We start from the raw sequence: 16587 nt of genomic DNA on the forward strand, positions 1-16587 counted from the left end.
GAGGCCCTTTGAAAAAGGAGTTTAAAAGGTTGTAAAGAATTCGAAACCGAACTAATTTTCAATCAATGGTCGAAAACAATCATAAAGTCGGTCTCGAACGCACAAGGTTTTACAGTCCAAGCGTTATAACAAGCCCAAACGGAGTGCGGTCTTGCTTCGCTCCATTCACAACAAAGTAAACGAGGTTGGATATGTTCAAAAACAACAATTATCCGAAGACCCTGATACTGAGCGCTGCCATCGGTGCGATCAGTATGGGGCTGAGCCTGCAGGCCGGCGCTGATCAGTACTCGGACGCTGCTGAAAAATGGGTAAATGACTCGTTCAAAAAGTCTACCCTCACCAAAGAACAGCAGATGAAAGAGATGGCGTGGTTTACCAAAGCCGCGGAGCAGTTCCGGGGCATGGAAATCAATGTTGTTTCGGAAACCATTGCCACCCACGAATACGAATCCAGTGTTCTGGCCAAGGCCTTCTCGGAAATCACCGGCATCAAGCTGACCCATACCCTGATTCAGGAAGGCGATGTCATTGAGAAGTTGCAGACCCAGATGCAGTCTGGCCGCAACATCTACGACGGTTATGTGAACGACTCCGACCTCATAGGGACACATTTCCGGTACGGTAAAGTGGTTGCCGTTGAAGACATAATGAACGGTTCCGGCAAAGACCTTACTCTGCCGACTCTGGATCTTGAGGACTTCATTGGTCTTGATTTCACTACAGGGCCTGACGGCAAGCTCTATCAGCTGCCGAGCCAGCAATTTGCCAACCTCTACTGGTTCCGGGCGGATTGGTTCGAGCGTGAAGATCTGAAAAAGCAGTTCAAGGAACTCTACGGCTATGAGCTGGGCGTTCCGGTGAACTGGTCAGCGTATGAAGACATCGCAGAGTTCTTCTCGGTTCATGTGAAAGAGATAGATGGCAAGAAAGTCTACGGCCATATGGATTACGGCAAGAAAGATCCATCCCTGGGATGGCGCTTCACCGACGCATGGTTCTCGATGGCGGGCGCGGGTGACAAAGGTCTGCCGAACGGCTTGCCGGTAGATGAGTGGGGCATTCGCGTGGAGGACTGCCACCCTGTAGGTTCCAACGTCTCACGCGGCGGTGCTACGAATGGCCCAGCTGCTGTTTATGCGACCACGAAGTATGTCGACTGGATGGAAAAATACGCGCCGCCTGAAGCCACGGGTATGACCTTTTCCGAATCCGGCCCGGTACCCGCTCAGGGCAATATCGCTCAGCAGATTTTCTGGTATACCGCATTTACGGCCAGCATGATTGAGGATGGCCTGCCAGTCGTCAATGAAGATGGCACTCCGAAGTGGCGAATGGCGCCTTCCCCACGTGGTCCCTACTGGGAAGAAGGTATGAAACTGGGTTATCAGGACGTGGGCTCCTGGACCTTTCTGGATTCCACCCCCGAGAAACGTCGCTTGGCAGCCTGGTTGTACGCCCAGTTCACGGTGGCGAAAACCGTGTCTCTGGAGAAAACCATTGCAGGTCTGACCCCGATTCGCGAATCCGATATAAACTCGGATGCGATGACAGAAATGGCGCCGAAACTTGGCGGGCTTGTTGAGTTTTATCGAAGCCCTGCGCGGGTTCAGTGGTCACCTACAGGTACCAACGTTCCGGATTATCCGAAACTGGCTCAGCTCTGGTGGCAGTACATTGCCCAGGCCGCGAGCGGCGAAGCAACACCGCAAAAAGCCTTGGACGGCCTTGCTGATGCTCAGGACCGTGTCATGGAACGGTTGGAACGCGCCAACGTCATGCCGAACTGCGGTCCGAAGCTGAACGAGCCAAGGGATCCGCAGTACTGGCTGGACCAGCCGGGCTCGCCCAAGCCGAAACTGGAAAACGAAAAGGTGCAGGGCAAAACCGTTCCCTATAACGAGTTGCTCAAAACATGGGAAGATGCTCGCGAGAGCTGATTTCTGCTGTTTTTGCTCTCCAGGTCGCAGGCAGGCTCACAAACTCAGTGGCTTGCCTGCCTCCCTGCGACGCGCTTCCCACTCTTCCCGGGTCTGGGCTGCTTCATCGCCAGACATCGACTCGACGATGCTGAAGTAGTCCGAGCCATACTCGTCGGCCATGATGGTGTCCCGGGGTTTAACTTTGACCACATACACAGACTGTACGTTCTGATGGTCAAAATCACGCCAGTACTGTTCGTCTTTCAGGAAGGTGTACCTGTGCTCCTCCAGTGTGCGGATCACCGCCCGGGTATTGGTGGTACCGACGCGCTCCACTGCGCTCTTGTATTGATACACGATGCTGTAGGCCGATGCCGCAGCGGTGGATGGCCGCATTTCATAGCGCTTTGAGAAGGCTTCAACGAACTCTTTACCGCGTGGGTAGTCCATGTCATAGGGCACATTCCATACCCACGGGCTGCCTCCGACAATGCCCTCCATAATGGTTGGGCCAACCTGTCGAGCCATACCCAAAGTCAGATTGGGAACAACCACCTGCATTTTCTTGGTCAGGCCCATTTCGTAAGCCACATTAAGTGCACGAACCATGTCATCACCAAACAGGACCAGCATTAGCACTTTTGCACCGCTTGCGTCGGCTTGCTCCAGAGCGTCCTGGAAGTCGTTTACCAGGGCACGGGGAAAGGGTGTTTTTACACCAGGATGGCGTTGTGCGTCTTCGGTGTTGGAAAATTTGCGCACGGATTCTTCAACCGACCAGCCCCATGTGTAGTCCGCAGTAATGTAGAAATAATCTTCACCGGCGTGGTTGCGTTTAAGGTACTGGCTGAGAACCTTGGCCGTCATCCAGGCATTATAAGGCTCCCGGAACATGTGGCTGTGCGCCGCACTTCCGGTGGTCGCGTTGGAATAGGTGAGGGTACCAAAATAGATTCGGTTGCGTTCCCGGGCAGCATTGCCAGAGGCGATTGCGACGGAGCTGGACACCCCACCGAACACCATCCGAACGCCTTCGTTATCTATCATTTCGGCGGTGTTTTCTGCGCCCTTGGAAGGTTCTCCGCGAGTATTCCGGATAACCAGTTCCAGAGGCTGCCCCATAACGCCGCCGGCTTTGTTTATTTCATCCACCGCCAGAAAAGCACCCAGTCTCTGTTGCAGGCCTTGATCTTTGTACCGGCCGGTCTGTGGGTAATTCAGGCCGATTTTGAGTGTTTCTGCGGCAACGGTGCTAGCGGCAAGCAATAGCAAGCAAGTAGTTAAGAGTGCTTTTCCGGCTGTCATAATGGCTCCTGCTACAGGGCACGGCCAAGTGTTTGGCACTCAGGTCAGTACTCTGAACGTTGTGGTTTGAGTATTGGTAAGGCAGAGGGTCAGTTTCTTTCCCGGAACTGTATCCGGCAATCAGACTAAAGTGGGGATTTGCGTAAAAAATTGTACGTTTGCACCCTCACTGACATGAGTCATACTGCGTCTTCTGGTATGGAGAGCGACTAAAAAAACGGGTAATCGAAACCGAGGAGGCTTCCGTGACGAGTAACAACGCACAGGACGAAGTGATCACCTGGCAAACAGGCCACTGCTACCTCGGTGAGATTCTGGTGGCGCGCACGCCGAGTGGAGTGTGCGCTGTGCTACCAGGGGAGTCTCCGGAGGAGCTGGTTGCGGAACTGGCCCGTCGATTCCCGGATGCCACACTTGAGCATGAAAACAACTCGAGGGCAGAGTGGTTTGCCGACGTGATGAGTTATCTGATTGACAGCCGCAAGCCACTGTCAGTGCAACTCGACCTCCGGGGCACAGACTTCCAATGCAGAGTCTGGCGCGCGCTGCAGGAAATACCGTCGGGCAGTTCGGCAAGCTATGGCGAGATTGCCCAGCGCATGGGCATGCCAACGGCTTCACGGGCTGTAGCGGGAGCGTGTGCCGCCAACCCTTTGGCCGTGGTTGTGCCGTGCCATCGGGTACTTCGAAGTGATGGTAGCCTTTCGGGCTACCGCTGGGGTGTAAAGCGCAAGCAGTCAGTATTAAGTCACGAGCAAGGGTTGTCTGAGCGCTGATGGTGGAAATTAAACCCATGGACCTGTTTGCGGGCCGCCATCCTGTCGGTTTGCGGTGTCTTTGGCTTTTGTTACTTGTCGTGCTGCCGTCTGCGGCCCATGCGCAATGGCACAAATACACAGATACCGCGATGACCACACCGGTGGAGCTGGAATTCTGGTTTGACGGCCAGAAGGCTGCCGATGCCATCGCGAAAGACGTTCTGGCTGTGTTTCATCAGGTTGATCGTAACATGAGTCGTTACCGGGAAGACTCAGAGCTCTCCGGCCTGAACCGACGTGCTGCGGAGAGCCCGGTCAAGGTAAGCTTTGATCTTTTCCAGGTGCTTAAAAAAGCGGGCGACGTGGCTGAGCTTAGCGGTGGGGCTTTTGATATCAGCTTCGGATCCGTCGGGTTTCTTTATGATTACCGGCAGCACCAACAGCCTTCCGCTGAAGATATCCGTTCAAGGCTTGACCGTATCAATTATCAGGATATTGTCCTGAATGAGGCCGAGCACACGGTATTCTATCGTCAACAAGGTCTGTTGGTTGACTTGGGGGGCATTGCCAAAGGCTTTGCCGTTGATCTTGGTATTGAACGTCTTGTGCGGGCTGGTGTTCGTCATGCCCGGCTGAGCGCTGGTGGTGACTTGCGCCTTTTGGGTGACAAGCGCGGAAGCCCATGGCTTGTGGGCGTGCGGGACCCACGTTCCGGGAAGCGCAATGCGGTTGTGCTGCCACTGGCAAATGTTGCCATATCTACTTCCGGCGATTACGAGCGTTTCTTTATCAATGAGGAGGGTGAACGCGTTCATCATATTCTTTCTCCAGGCACCGGAAAATCCGTGCGCGGCGTGCAGAGCGTTACAATTATTGGAAACGATGCGCTGACAACTGATGGGCTTTCTACCGCGGTCTTTGTGTTGGGCCCGGAAAAAGGCCTGGAAATGATAGAGCAGTTACCCGGCATTGATGCGATTATCATTGATGATAAGCGCATCATGCACTTTTCTGAGGGGCTGGCGCCCCCGGAATCGTGAAGCTGATGACGGGGGCTTTGCCCGCAGAACTTTTTTCAGGGCGCGGGTGGAATTGTCCCGTTGACCACATCCGAAAATGCGATCAACCGGTCTTGGTTCGTCGTATCTCCAAGGCCATGCCCCATGAACTTTGAAGCAAAGTCGCCTTGCTCACCGTGCAACGCCATGTAGTTCAGTAACACGGTTTGAACCAGCTGGTTTACGTTATTCGCAGCTGGGCTGGAAGCGGTTTCCACGGAGGCGTCTGCACGCATGAAGCCGATCTGGTTACGTGTGGCAACCGGGCGCCCGTTCGGGTTGTAAACAAGGAAAAATGAAGCCGCAGTCTGCTGATTGTCGCCCGTCCACACACCTTTGCCTCTGCCATCCTGGGAATCATCGAGGCTGCCATTGCTCGATACCGAGCCGTCGCTGAACACATATAGCATCAGCGGCATCCCTACTCTTGCGGCGTACTCCAGGCAGGCGCCCATGCACCGGCCAGCCTGCTCATCCCGGCGTTCTCCGGTCGCCCGCTCCCCGGTGTGATAGTCGTAACCACCCATGGTAATGGTGCCGGCGCCCGCATAGCCATTCAGGACCAGCTTCATGACAGAGGCAGTCTTGCGGAACTCCCGGTTGCCGTTGAATTCGGTGCTTGAAAAGATCCCTCCGGGCCCGACAATATCCGGATCTGCCATCGGGTCCAGATCTGCCGGGTTGCCAAAGCGGTCAGCCAGATCTGCGCTTTTGATGTAGCCGCACTTGACCAGCTCCTTGATCGCTTCGTCTGTCGTAATGCGGGTATTGACCTTGTTCATTTTTTTATCGCTGATACGCTGGATGGACTCCATAACGGCCACCGCATCACCTTGATCAAGAATACCGATCAGATCACCCACATCCACCAGGCCGGTCACATCGGATGGTCGGTCGATCTTGGTAGGCCTTACCTGGGGGTTTATCAGGCTCATAGGGGCAAGAGAGTTGCCTCCGGAATCCGTGCTTTGGGAGCCCACCAGAGAGAGTAGAGAGCCGTCCGCTCCGGCTTTGTGAATACCGTACATGGGGTTGTGCGGGTTGTTGCCCGTGTCGTTCTCTGAACGTGCTGCGATGATCGCACCATTCGTTCCGGCGCGGGTGCCTGCGCTGGTGCTTTGCTGAATGCCGCGTAAAAACGCGCTGTCTGAGTGAAACGCCAGCCCGAGCTCTTCGTTCACGAAAGAGGGATCGTTTGGCAGCATGTCACCGGGCAGTCCGAGCTTGCTATAGCCAGCTGTGCTCAGAAAATCCATTTGTCCGCCAGATTTACCCATCAGCACGTTGGAGCCGGCAATATTCGCGCCCCCTGCCAGATCAAAACAAATAAACGGGATCTTTCCCGCACCCTGAACCGCAATTCCACAGCTTTCCTTGAGGCCTTCCAGGTCAGAAGAGAGCGCAGCCGCCGCCATTCTGGGATTAGCGAACAAGCTGAACAGCGAGGCGCCAAAAACGGTGGCGGTGCCTGCCATCATGCCCTGCGCAATGAACTCCCTGCGGGTACGTGGCCGCGAGTGGTCATCGTGGAAGAGGGGCTCGCCATTGGCCAGTGGCCGTTTTCGGGATTTGCGAATAAACATGAGCGGTGTCCTCTACTGAACCAGGGTGGTGGCGCTGCCAAGCACAGCGGCACAACTAGCTTTAACAATTGTTTCGGTGCGGCCGTTGCAGTCTTCACCGCTGCACGGTGTCAGCTTGTCAATCAGGCTGCCGAGCTCCGTTTGAATATCCAGTGCTGCAGGTTGTGTAGACAGGTTCTCACCAACAAACCGTGCTAACAGTGGCCCGGTTATCAGGCTTTTTCCGCTGTGGTCAAAAGCTGTCCCGGCAGATGCCGTGAAATCAAAGCCCGGGAAGAAAGCCGCTCTGGCTTGCCCATCTTTGATGAGAGCATCGCAATACTGAATCGCCATCTGGGTAACAGCCATCTGGTGAGACGATAAAAAGCCGCCGATATTTTCAATGGTTGGTAACTGTTGCTTGACCGTGCTGAAGGTATTCAAAACAGCCGGTCGGGTTTTCGCAACACCGGTCATGCGTGCCATGGACTCGTTGATTTCGTCAAAGGTTTTCAGGCCGATATCGGATGATGGAGGCAGATCTGCTGGCGTTCCGCTGTCGATCAACGGCGGCTCAGAGCGAGAGTAAGTGCTGCTGCCGAATAGATCGAACGTCAGGAAGAACTCGTCATATTCCGGTCCGTTTTCAAGCGCGATGATGGTGCCAAGCCGCGACAATGACTGGCCTGTGCCAGGCTCGTAGGTTGCGCTATCGAGAACCACATCAAGGTTGGCCCAAGCCTGGCCTACCGTGGCTTCTTTGCCGTTGATACCCAGGCGCATACCCTGAATACGTAGATTGGAAGGCTCGGCGCTTTCATCCAGGCTGATGAAGAAGGGGCTGGTAAACCGGTAGCTGAAGCTGTCGAACTGGCTGACTTCGAAAACGATGTAACTTTCTGGCACGTTGATCAGGTCAGACACGCCGAACAGAAGGAAGAACTTCTGGCCTACACCGACGTCGAAGTTGGCCTGGATCTGCTCCGGAGTCAGTGCCCGATTGTGAATCGCGACCATACGAATGGCGCCCTGCCACGGGGAGTTGCCATCGGTTTCATTACCCAGGACAAACGCGAAGCTGTCATCCCATTCGGAGAGCAGGCCGGCGTTATCCGGATCCATATCGCCGGAGTACTGACCGTTGACAAAAATCTGCCGCCCCGCACCTGGGGAATAGTTAACAACAACATGTTGCAGGGTAGCCTGCAGCAGCTTGTCGCCATCCTGGGTAGCAAACGGCATGTTTTCATCGCTGGTGGTGCTGCGGTGCAACACTTCATAACGCTGCAGGGACTGGCTCAGCGTCATGTTTCGTGTGGTTGCGGAGCCGGAGTAGGTCACAATCCGTGCGTCTTCCTGGCTAATATTGCCGGGGGCTACCCATGCTTCGATCGCATACTCACCGGAACCGGTCAGCAGCGTATGAAGTTTGCGGCTGTCTGTGGTTGACCCTTGGGCTTTGCCTGCTGGCACCATGGCGCCCTGCTCAGTCTGCACTGCGGGGCGCATATCTATACCCCAACCGCCAACCCAGTCAACGTTTCCGCTGAGCGTCAGGTTCAGGGCAGGGGATACACCGCTGGTATCGAAAGCTGTCTGACCTTCACCGGCCTTGAACTCGTAGAGGGCGATGATGTTGTCTTCGAAGCGCCCGCCAGAGTTGGCCAAAAGGCCGTCACCATTATCGCCGGCAAGTACCAGTGCTTTGCTTGTGACCAGATCCGGATCTACTGGCCGAGGTGATTGCAATGCGGCCAGCTCCAGAATTTTTGTTTCCATATAGGCTGCGTCACTACCACAGTCTGCTGTCCAGCAATTGTGAGCGTCGAATTCCAGCCGTGTTACAAGGCGGGAATTGCTGGGCGTGGTCAGGCTGATCCTGCTCTTGGATTGCTCATAGGCAGTTGAAAGAGTGCTGCTTGCTATATAGGGTGTCTGACCACTGTCGCCGTGACAATCACTGCAATAATCCATGAGTACGGGATAAACCGTCGTGCTGAAACCAGCAGGGTCTGCCGGCAGGGTAATCGTGTTTCCGGGGTCCTTCTCCGCCGGGGCGCGAAGTTCGATAGTTTTGGCGGAGTTTGATGAGCCGCCTGCCCAGTTTGCAATGTAGGTGGTGAGAATATCCACGCAGACTGAATCACTGGTCGCCCAGCAATTGTGACCGCCGGCAACCTTGGTAACCATCGCTGACTGGGAGGGGTCAGACAAGTTAACAATAGTGTTGGCCTGGGCATAAGCGGTATTGATGTTTTGGCTGTCAACGAACGTAGGTGACTGGCCCCCGGTGCCGTGACAGGAACCGCACTTATCTTCTTGGACCAGATTGTCCCAGACAGCGAGTTTGAAATTCTGGACGTCATCGCTGGCGGGAGAAGGGCCTTTGTAGCTTACGGAGCTCAAGTTGGATGAGGTGTTGGGCAACGCCTCTGTAGATTCTCCCCCGCAGGCCGAGAGGAATAATGTTGCGACCATCAAGGCTATGAAGGTCATTGCGTTGCGCAGAAAATGTATTTGCTGATGGATTATCATTGTCATTTCGTCCTTACTCCCCAGCACAGTAAACAGCGGACTCGGCGAACACCTGTTTCAGGTTGAAATCCTGAGACCGGAAGTTGCTCACCATGGTGTCCACTTTTGCATAGTCGGCGCTGTTGGAAGGTGGCCGGAGACACACATTCCTGAACACTTTTTTCACCTGACATTCTGCAAAAGCGTCGGAATAGGCCCACTCTTTACCAAGACTTTTTGCGCCGCTCCCGGAGCCGGGCAGGCTTCCATCCCAACCCAGACGGCGGTTAACGCCTTGCCGCCAGTAGTTGTCCCACTGGTCATCAGGGGTCACATAGCCCGGTTCGAAAGTGCTGGAGTTGATGAGATACTTGCCCTGCACCCGCGACTGGGTCTCAGGGTCGTTCACGGTGTTATAAACCAGTCTGCCAAGCGCACCATCCGGATCGCTGTCGGGGTTGTACTCGAAATCGTAATAGGCAAAGGCCTGAGTCATCGGGTCCATGCCCGTGTGGCAACCCACGCAGTTGTTCAGGAACACCCGGCTGTCGCCCCCGGGGCTGCGGGAAACATCCTGGCGAATCCGGTCAGGGGGTAAGGAAGTATCGGCAACCTGCTCCAGATCGCTGCACATGTGATTGATCAGGGTAAAGCGGAACATTGCGCGGTTGGTGCCAGCGCTGAAAAAGGCTCTTGCAGCCGCACGCGAGGTGATTACACCGGCGGTAGCAGAAGAGGGCAGGCCGTTATACGTTGATTGTGGAACCTTTCGCAGGCTGTCTTTCAGAGGCTCACCACTGTCTTCTAGCTCTACGTAATGAGCGTTATTGGACGTTGAGTATGGGGTTAATCCGAGCCCCGGATCTCCTATGTAGAGCACATCGTCATGCAGGATTTTCCGGAAATCCTCTCCGTCCCTTACCATCCCGATGACCGTTGCCGTGTAGTCATTTAGCGGAACGAATGGCGTCATAGCCTCGTTGGTCCAGGGCGCCGCAAAATTCTTGAGCGTAGCGTCGTAAAAAGCCGGGTCATCCATGGCTGTGAAAGCAGCATCGAGTGGATTGCCTGCCGAAATGTCCTGCGCCATGCTGTCGAGTATTGCAGCAGCAGGAGGAACACCAGCAATCCTGTCGTGGATCCGTTTAGCCTGTTCTCTTGGTCCCGCACCAGCAGCGCTGGCATAGGCGACGGTCATCAGAATCAGGAGTGACATACTGCATGCCTTGAACGCGCTGTGGCGCATTCTTACTGGGGCTTTCATGTCGCTATCCTCGATGGCTTTTATTTTGGCTTTGGCACACTAGGCCAATTTGACAATTGTTAATAGTTTATACTTGTAATTTGCATGTGTTTTGTGGGTTGCGCCACGTAATTACATTTACTTACGCAAAATCCGTAGAGCTGGAAGGCCGCACAGACTTAATTTATGTCATGAATTCTATTCGCCTCAGGGCATATAGACAGGTTTTTCAGCGGAGCCCCGGCGCGTGCCTAACAAACCAAACGAGATCATCAGGTCACTGCTTTGCCTTAGCCTGGCCGTTGCACTTACCGGCTGTTTGTCCAGTGCCGACAGCCAGCAAGCGGACCCGGTGGTGGTTGAGAACCCGGTTGCCTATGTGAAGCGGCCCTTGTTGTTCGACGACAACAGTGGGGCCTTGATTGAAGACAATCTGGCGGATCCCTCGGGTTTCCGTCCAGGAGCACGCCTGTTCCTCAAGTCCAGCGCATCGATTGATGCCGGTGCCGTTGATATTTCTTCCCGGGCCTTTGCCGGTTCGGCATTTCTGGATGATGCCGGCCGCCTTCGTTACGACGTAAAAGACCTGCACACCTCACATGATGGCAACCGCATTTTGTTCGCCATGCGCGCGCCTGAAATTGAAGATGCCGATGAGGAAGATCAGCCCACCTGGAACATCTGGGAATACGATCGTACAACGGACCTTTTGCGCAGGATTATAACCTCGGATGTGACCGCTAAAGCCGGCCAGGATGTTGCGCCAGCGTATCTTCCGGATGGCAGGATCGTTTTTTCATCCACCCGGCAGCGTACGTCCAAAGCGGTTTTGCTGGACGAAGGCAAAGGACAGTATGCAGGCCTTGATGAAAACCGTGATGTGCCCGCATTCGTGCTTCACACCATGGATGACGATGGCGAGAACATTCAGCAGATTACATTTAACCAGAGCCACGATCTTGATCCGTTGGTGACGGAAGAAGGCGCCATCGTATTCAGCCGGTGGGACAATGCCGGGCAGACCCGAAACAATGGAGTCAATCTCTACCAGGTAAATCCCGACGGAACCGGGCTTACTTATCTGTACGGCCGCAATTCCCACGATTCTGTTGAGGGTGCCCGCAACGTGCAGTATCTGAAGTCCCGCAAGACAGACTCAGGAGCACTGTTGGTGCAGCTGCGCCCCTTCGAAAGCGACGACTACGCGTCGGCTCCGGCAGAGGTAGATATTGATAACTACGTGGAAGCCGGGTTGCGCATTGATGGCACCCCCGGAAGCGGTCAACGCCCCTTGATCTCAGGCATTACGCTTGATGGCGAGCTCTCACTGCAAGGCCGCTACAGCGCCATTTCACCCCTGATGGATGGTACTGGCAGGTACCTCGTAAGCTGGACCCCCTGCAGGCTCCAGGAAACGTCTTCCAGCCGTATTGTAAATTGCACCGATGACAGGTTGGCGTCAGATGCCTATGTTCCTGCGCCGCCGGTATATGGGCTCTGGCTTCTGGACGTGGCAAGCGGAACCCAGAGGCCGGTTGTAAAGCCTTCTGAGGGCGAGCAGTTTGATGAAGCCATGCTGATGCGGGAGCGGCCTCTGGAGGGTTTTGTACCCGCTACTCAGGTTACCGGAAAAGCCGCCCAGCTGGCGGATGACGGTTACGGAATTTTGCACATTCGCAGTGTGTACGACGTAGATGGCGCAGATACAGCACCAAATGGTATTACCACAGTTGCAGACCCGAGCCTGACCACCGCAGCAGGCCGCCCGGCAAGGTTTTTGCGCCTTGAAAAGCCGGTTTCCATGCCCGGTGAGAATGTACTGGATTTTGACAACAGCGCCTTTGGCCGTAGCCGCGGGCAACTGATGCGGGAAATTCTGGGCTACGTGCCCATTGAGCCAGACGGCTCGGTAAAAGTGGCCGTGCCGGCTAATGTGGCCTTTGCAGTAAGCGTTGTGGATGATCAGGGGCGCAGAACCAGCGATCGCCATCAGAACTGGCTATCGGTTCGGCGCGGTGAAACTCTGGAGTGCAGGGGCTGCCACAAAGCCGGATCACTTGTTTCCCATGGCCGGCCGGGCGCGGGCCCCGCGTCTGTCTGGGCCGGTGCACGCACAACTGGCGCGCCTTTTCCTAACACGGATTCAACGTTGTTCGCGGATATGGGGGAAACCATGGCCGAGGTTTACGCACGGCTTAAGGGCATTCGCCAGCCTTCGCCTGACCCGGTTTACCAGGCCGATGAGTGGACAGATTTCGCCAATAGCGTGACAGACCTGTCTCTGGCGTACGAAAATCTGGTTACTCCGAAGCCGATTTCCAGTGTGTGTGAAAACGACTGGGCCGCTAACTGCCGTGTGGTTATCAACTATGAGTCGCATATCCATCCGCTCTGGGGTTCGAACCGGGAGGTTCTGGACATTAACGACGTGGTAGTTGATGACTTCACCTGTACCAGTTGTCATGTCAGCAGCGATGCGGCGGGCGCTGATGCTGTCGCGGCTGGCCAGCTGGATCTCACGGATGGTCCCTCGACCGCTGAGCCATTGCACTTCAAGTCGTATCGCGAGTTGTTGTTTCCGGATAATGCGCAGGAGCTAAATGCTGGCGGCGTCTTGGTGGACACGATGGTTGATACGGGTGAGGTTCTTCGGGACGAAGATGGCGCGCCAATACTCGATGAAAATGGTCTGACAACCCCCATTCTGGCGCCAGTGCCGGTTAGAGAAAGCATGTCTGCCAATGGCGCTTTGGCTAGCAACCGATTCCTTAATGTATTCAGGCCCGGGGGCAGCCATGAAGATTTTATGTCGCCCGCTGAACTGCGTTTGATTGCCGAATGGCTTGATATAGGCGCCCAGTATTACAACGATCCCTTCGCCGCCCCGGAATGATGATCAGGACCGACACCAGAACCATGACCATTGCCATTCTGATACTGACGCTCTGTTTACCTGTTACTGCCTGGGCAGGCTGGTTGTGGGGTGAGGATGAACCCGACCCCATGGTTCAGGTTGTTGAACCATTTGTTGTCTGGCGTACCGGCCCTGCGGTGGGGTATCCGGTTTTTCACAGCAGCGAAAAGGGTGAGTGGCTTACGCTTCTGCAGCGCAAGACTGGCTGGATGAAAGTGCGGGATGGGAAAAGTCGCGAAGGTTGGGTGGCCGTGGCTGCTATTGCACAAACCCGGGATGCAACGGGTGAGTTTGTCGACCTTAACGTGCCGAACCTCGAAGCGTTCCGTGAGCGGAATGTTGAAGCCGGAATCATGATGGGGGAGTTCGAAGGAGCGCCCGTAACGTCAGGTTATGGAGGCTACTGGTTTACGCCCAACCTGGCAGCGGAGCTCTGGGGCTCGCAGGTACTGGGAAGCGCCTCGGAAATACTCATGGTGAACGCCAATATTGTGCATCAACCGTTTCCTCATTGGCGGGTTTCACCGTTTTTCACCCTTGGTGTAGGCCATATCTGGGTAGACCCGAAAACGACACTCGCTCAGCCAGAGGAGCGTGAAAACAGCATTGGCCATGCGGGCCTTGGTCTGCGCGTTTACATCACCGACCGTTATTTTATCCGGGCCGAGTTCAAGGACTACAAAGTCTTTACCAGCCGATCAACCAACGAAGAAGCGACAGAATGGAAAATCGGACTAAGTATCTTTTTCTGACCGGGTTCTGCCTGGCACAAGTCATGGCTTTTGCGCCTCAGGTTTTTGCTGCGGAAAAGGCCGAGCGTGACGACCGGCCTTTGATCGAGCCGGATGTAACGCCGGTGCCAGTAGACGAAGCCCTGATCGATACCGAGAACTTCGAGATCGGGGCCTTTGTGGGAATCATGAATATTGAAGATTTCGAGTCCTCATTGGTATATGGCGGCAAGCTCACCTATCACCTGAGTGAGTCGTTTTTCTTCGAGGCGGGAATAGGCTTTGCGGAGGGCGGTCAAACCAGCTTTGAAAATCTGGCAGGCAACGTGCAGGTGCTCACCGACAGCGAGCGTGACTACCGCTATTACAATATCAACCTGGGTTATAACGTTCTGCCCGGTCAGGCGTTTCTTACCGAGAACTACGCATTTAACACCAACTTCTACTTGATTGCTGGTGCAGGTGCTACGGACTTTGCTGGCGATACCCGTTTTACCCTCAACGCCGGCGCCGGCTATCAGATTCTGCTGACAGACAGCCTTGCGATACATCTGGGCGTACGCCAGCACTTTTACCGCATTGATGTGGTGGGTGCCGAGAAGACGTCCATGAACACCGAAATCAGTTCCGGATTGTCGGTCTTTTTCTGAGTACAGGAGCCTTTGAAATGAACAACCCGGTTACAGCCATTGCATTGGCACTTGCCCTTTCGGGCGCAGCATTCACGGTACAGGCGGACGCTATAAACGTCCCAGCCCCGGATTTCACGTTGGAGAGCCGCTCAGGAGAAAACATCCGGCTTGAAGATCATCGTGGCGAAGTGGTCATGCTGAACTTCTGGGCCTCCTGGTGCGGGCCTTGCCGGCAGGAAATGCCGTTGATGGACGACATCTACAGCCGTTATCAGGATCTGGGATTTACTATTCTGGCGGTAAATGTTGACGAAAACCGTGATGAGGCGTTGCGTTTTCTGGACAAGGTGCCGGTGAATTATCCGATCCTGTACGACCCGGAGAGTTCAGTTAGCGAGCTCTACGAAGTCCCGGCTATGCCTACAACCTTGATGATTGATCGTGATGGTAATGCCCGCTATATCCATTATGGCTACAAGCCCGGTTATGAAGACGAATACGAAACCCAGATCAGAGCGCTGGTGCGAGAGTGATTTCAGGGCAGGTAGGCGTTATGCGTAAATTGACTATCATGCTGCCATTGCTGTTGGCGCTGTTGCTGTCGGCGACCGCTGGGTGCAGTTCCGTAAAACCCTGGGTGAAGCCCTATGAGCGGGATCGCCTCGCGGATCCGATCATGAGCCAGAACCGCCATGGCAAAGCAGATTCCTACATGAATCACGTCTATCAGGCCCGGGAGTCTGCCCGTGGGGCGGAAGGCGGCTCGGGAGGTGGTTGTGGTTGTAACTGATCGCACCTGTCTGGCTCGTTCGGCTTGGTTGTTTCTTGTGCTGACAGTTTCGTGCTCGTTTGCGCAGGCCGCGACCTTGCCGGTCGATAACGTGGATGTGCTTTACCATCGCTACGATGGTGGTGGCATGGTGATTGATGGCCCCTCCGTACTGGTGCGCAAGAGCGCCGGGCCACAAGTGTCGCTGACGGGGCAGTACTACGTGGATATGGTGTCAGCTGCCTCTGTGGACGTGCTGGCAACCGCAAGCCCTTATACGGAAGAACGCACTGAGTACTCCCTGGGTGTCGATTATCTCTATGAGCGCGCAATCATGAGCCTTGGTTTTACCAATAGCTCGGAGAACGATTACGAAGCCAATACCGTTTATTTCACGGTTAGCCAGGAATTCTTTGGCGGTATGTCTACCGTCACCCTTGGTTATGCGAGTGGTTGGGATGAAGTCGGCCAGATCGGTAACGACAATTTCAGTGAGGACGCCGACCGCAGAAACTACCAGTTAGGATTTAGCCAGGTGCTCACCCGCAACATGCTGGTAGGGCTTGATCTGGAGGTGGTTACGGATGAAGGCTTCTTGCAGAATCCGTACCGTAAGAACCGCTATCTGGATCCTAACGACGCAACATTGTTTCTCTATCAGCCAGAGCGTTATCCGGAAACGAGAACCAGCACCTCGGTGGCTGCCCGGGCTATTTACCATCTGCCGTATCGCGCCTCTATCCACGGGGAATACCGGTATTTCAGTGACACCTGGGGAATTAGCGCACACACGGTTGAGCTGGGCTACGTACACGCTTTGAATGAGCGCTGGTCCCTCGAAGGCTCGATTCGCTATTACCGTCAGAGCGAAGCAGATTTCTACAGCGACCTTTTCGCCTTTGAAAACTCACAGACCCACCTGGCAAGGGACAAAGAAATGAGTTCGCTCTCGGGCACAACTCTGGCAACGGGCGCAGTTTATGAGTGGAAGCAACCATCCCTGCCTGGCATCAAACGGGTGCAGGTCAGCCTGCTGCTGGATTGGCTGAACTTTGATTATGACAACTTCCGGGATGTTACCGCGCCCGGCAGTTATCTGCCGGGCGAAGAGCCGCTTTATTCATTCGATGCGCTGGTTACCAGAGCATCGTTGATTCTTGAATACTGAGTTTGCAGGAA

Annotated in this window: 13 protein-coding genes; 9 read left to right on the forward strand and 4 right to left on the reverse strand. The window is 54.8% G+C overall.

The window, feature by feature from the left end; all coding sequences use genetic code 11:
* Positions 1-191 precede the first annotated feature (191 nt).
* The gene (locus FFI90_RS03130; RefSeq protein WP_144776441.1) at positions 192-1940 is read left to right on the forward strand and encodes an ABC transporter substrate-binding protein; all 1749 of its coding nucleotides are present in this window, start codon (positions 192-194) and stop codon (positions 1938-1940) included.
* Between the two features lie 36 nt (positions 1941-1976).
* On the opposite strand, the gene FFI90_RS03135 is transcribed toward FFI90_RS03130, so the two are convergent.
* Positions 1977-3227 carry an ABC transporter substrate-binding protein gene (locus tag FFI90_RS03135; RefSeq protein ID WP_144776443.1) on the reverse strand — a complete coding sequence of 417 codons (1251 nt, stop codon included), beginning with the start codon at positions 3225-3227 and terminating at the stop codon, positions 1977-1979.
* A 245-nt stretch (positions 3228-3472) separates the two neighbouring features.
* On the opposite strand from FFI90_RS03135, the gene FFI90_RS03140 reads away from it, so the two are divergent.
* Together FFI90_RS03140 and FFI90_RS03145 are read left to right on the forward strand one after the other, a co-directional pair.
* Complete coding sequence (locus FFI90_RS03140) at positions 3473-4003, forward strand: methylated-DNA--[protein]-cysteine S-methyltransferase (RefSeq protein ID WP_144776445.1); 531 nt, start codon at positions 3473-3475, stop codon at positions 4001-4003.
* Positions 4003-5025, forward strand: coding sequence for an FAD:protein FMN transferase (locus tag FFI90_RS03145; protein WP_246123299.1), 1023 nt, complete (start codon positions 4003-4005; stop codon positions 5023-5025). Before FFI90_RS03140 ends, FFI90_RS03145 begins: the two co-directional genes overlap by 1 nt.
* 35 nt (positions 5026-5060) lie before the next feature.
* On the opposite strand, the gene FFI90_RS03150 is transcribed toward FFI90_RS03145, so the two are convergent.
* Genes FFI90_RS03150 through FFI90_RS03160 form a run of 3 tightly spaced genes read right to left on the reverse strand, consistent with a single transcriptional unit; the run spans position 5061 to position 10383 of the window.
* On the reverse strand, positions 5061-6626 hold the full coding sequence (locus FFI90_RS03150) for a general secretion pathway protein GspF (RefSeq protein ID WP_144776447.1): 1566 nt from the start codon (positions 6624-6626) through the stop codon (positions 5061-5063).
* A 12-nt stretch (positions 6627-6638) separates the two neighbouring features.
* The gene (locus FFI90_RS03155; RefSeq protein WP_246123301.1) at positions 6639-9146 is read right to left on the reverse strand and encodes a LamG domain-containing protein; all 2508 of its coding nucleotides are present in this window, start codon (positions 9144-9146) and stop codon (positions 6639-6641) included.
* A 7-nt stretch (positions 9147-9153) separates the two neighbouring features.
* Positions 9154-10383 (reverse strand): hypothetical protein, encoded by a 1230-nt coding sequence (locus tag FFI90_RS03160; RefSeq protein ID WP_144776449.1) that lies wholly within the window; start codon positions 10381-10383, stop codon positions 9154-9156.
* Positions 10384-10609: 226 nt separating this feature from the next.
* Here FFI90_RS03160 and FFI90_RS03165 point away from each other — a divergent pair, with 226 nt between their 5' ends.
* Genes FFI90_RS03165 through FFI90_RS03190 form a run of 6 tightly spaced genes read left to right on the forward strand, consistent with a single transcriptional unit; the run spans position 10610 to position 16576 of the window.
* Complete coding sequence (locus FFI90_RS03165) at positions 10610-13255, forward strand: HzsA-related protein (RefSeq protein ID WP_186317901.1); 2646 nt, start codon at positions 10610-10612, stop codon at positions 13253-13255.
* Between the two features lie 23 nt (positions 13256-13278).
* The gene (locus tag FFI90_RS03170; protein ID WP_144776451.1) at positions 13279-14028 is read left to right on the forward strand and encodes an SH3 domain-containing protein; all 750 of its coding nucleotides are present in this window, start codon (positions 13279-13281) and stop codon (positions 14026-14028) included.
* Entirely contained in the window at positions 13998-14657 is a 660-nt protein-coding gene (locus FFI90_RS03175) for an outer membrane beta-barrel domain-containing protein (RefSeq protein ID WP_144776453.1), read from the forward strand. The genes FFI90_RS03170 and FFI90_RS03175 overlap by 31 nt, the downstream gene beginning before the upstream one ends.
* Positions 14658-14674: 17 nt before the next feature.
* Positions 14675-15172: a TlpA family protein disulfide reductase gene (locus FFI90_RS03180; protein WP_144776455.1), complete on the forward strand. Its 498-nt coding sequence runs from the start codon at positions 14675-14677 to the stop codon at positions 15170-15172.
* 20 nt (positions 15173-15192) lie between these two features.
* Positions 15193-15429, forward strand: a complete 237-nt coding sequence (locus FFI90_RS03185; RefSeq protein ID WP_144776457.1) for a DUF4266 domain-containing protein — start codon at positions 15193-15195, stop codon at positions 15427-15429.
* On the forward strand, positions 15416-16576 hold the full coding sequence (locus FFI90_RS03190; RefSeq protein WP_425463073.1) for a DUF3570 domain-containing protein: 1161 nt from the start codon (positions 15416-15418) through the stop codon (positions 16574-16576). The genes FFI90_RS03185 and FFI90_RS03190 overlap by 14 nt, the downstream gene beginning before the upstream one ends.
* The last annotated feature ends 11 nt before the right edge of the window (positions 16577-16587 follow it).

Origin of the sequence: Marinobacter maritimus (genome assembly GCF_007671675.1) — a bacterium.
In the GTDB taxonomy this organism is placed as follows: domain Bacteria; phylum Pseudomonadota; class Gammaproteobacteria; order Pseudomonadales; family Oleiphilaceae; genus Marinobacter; species Marinobacter maritimus.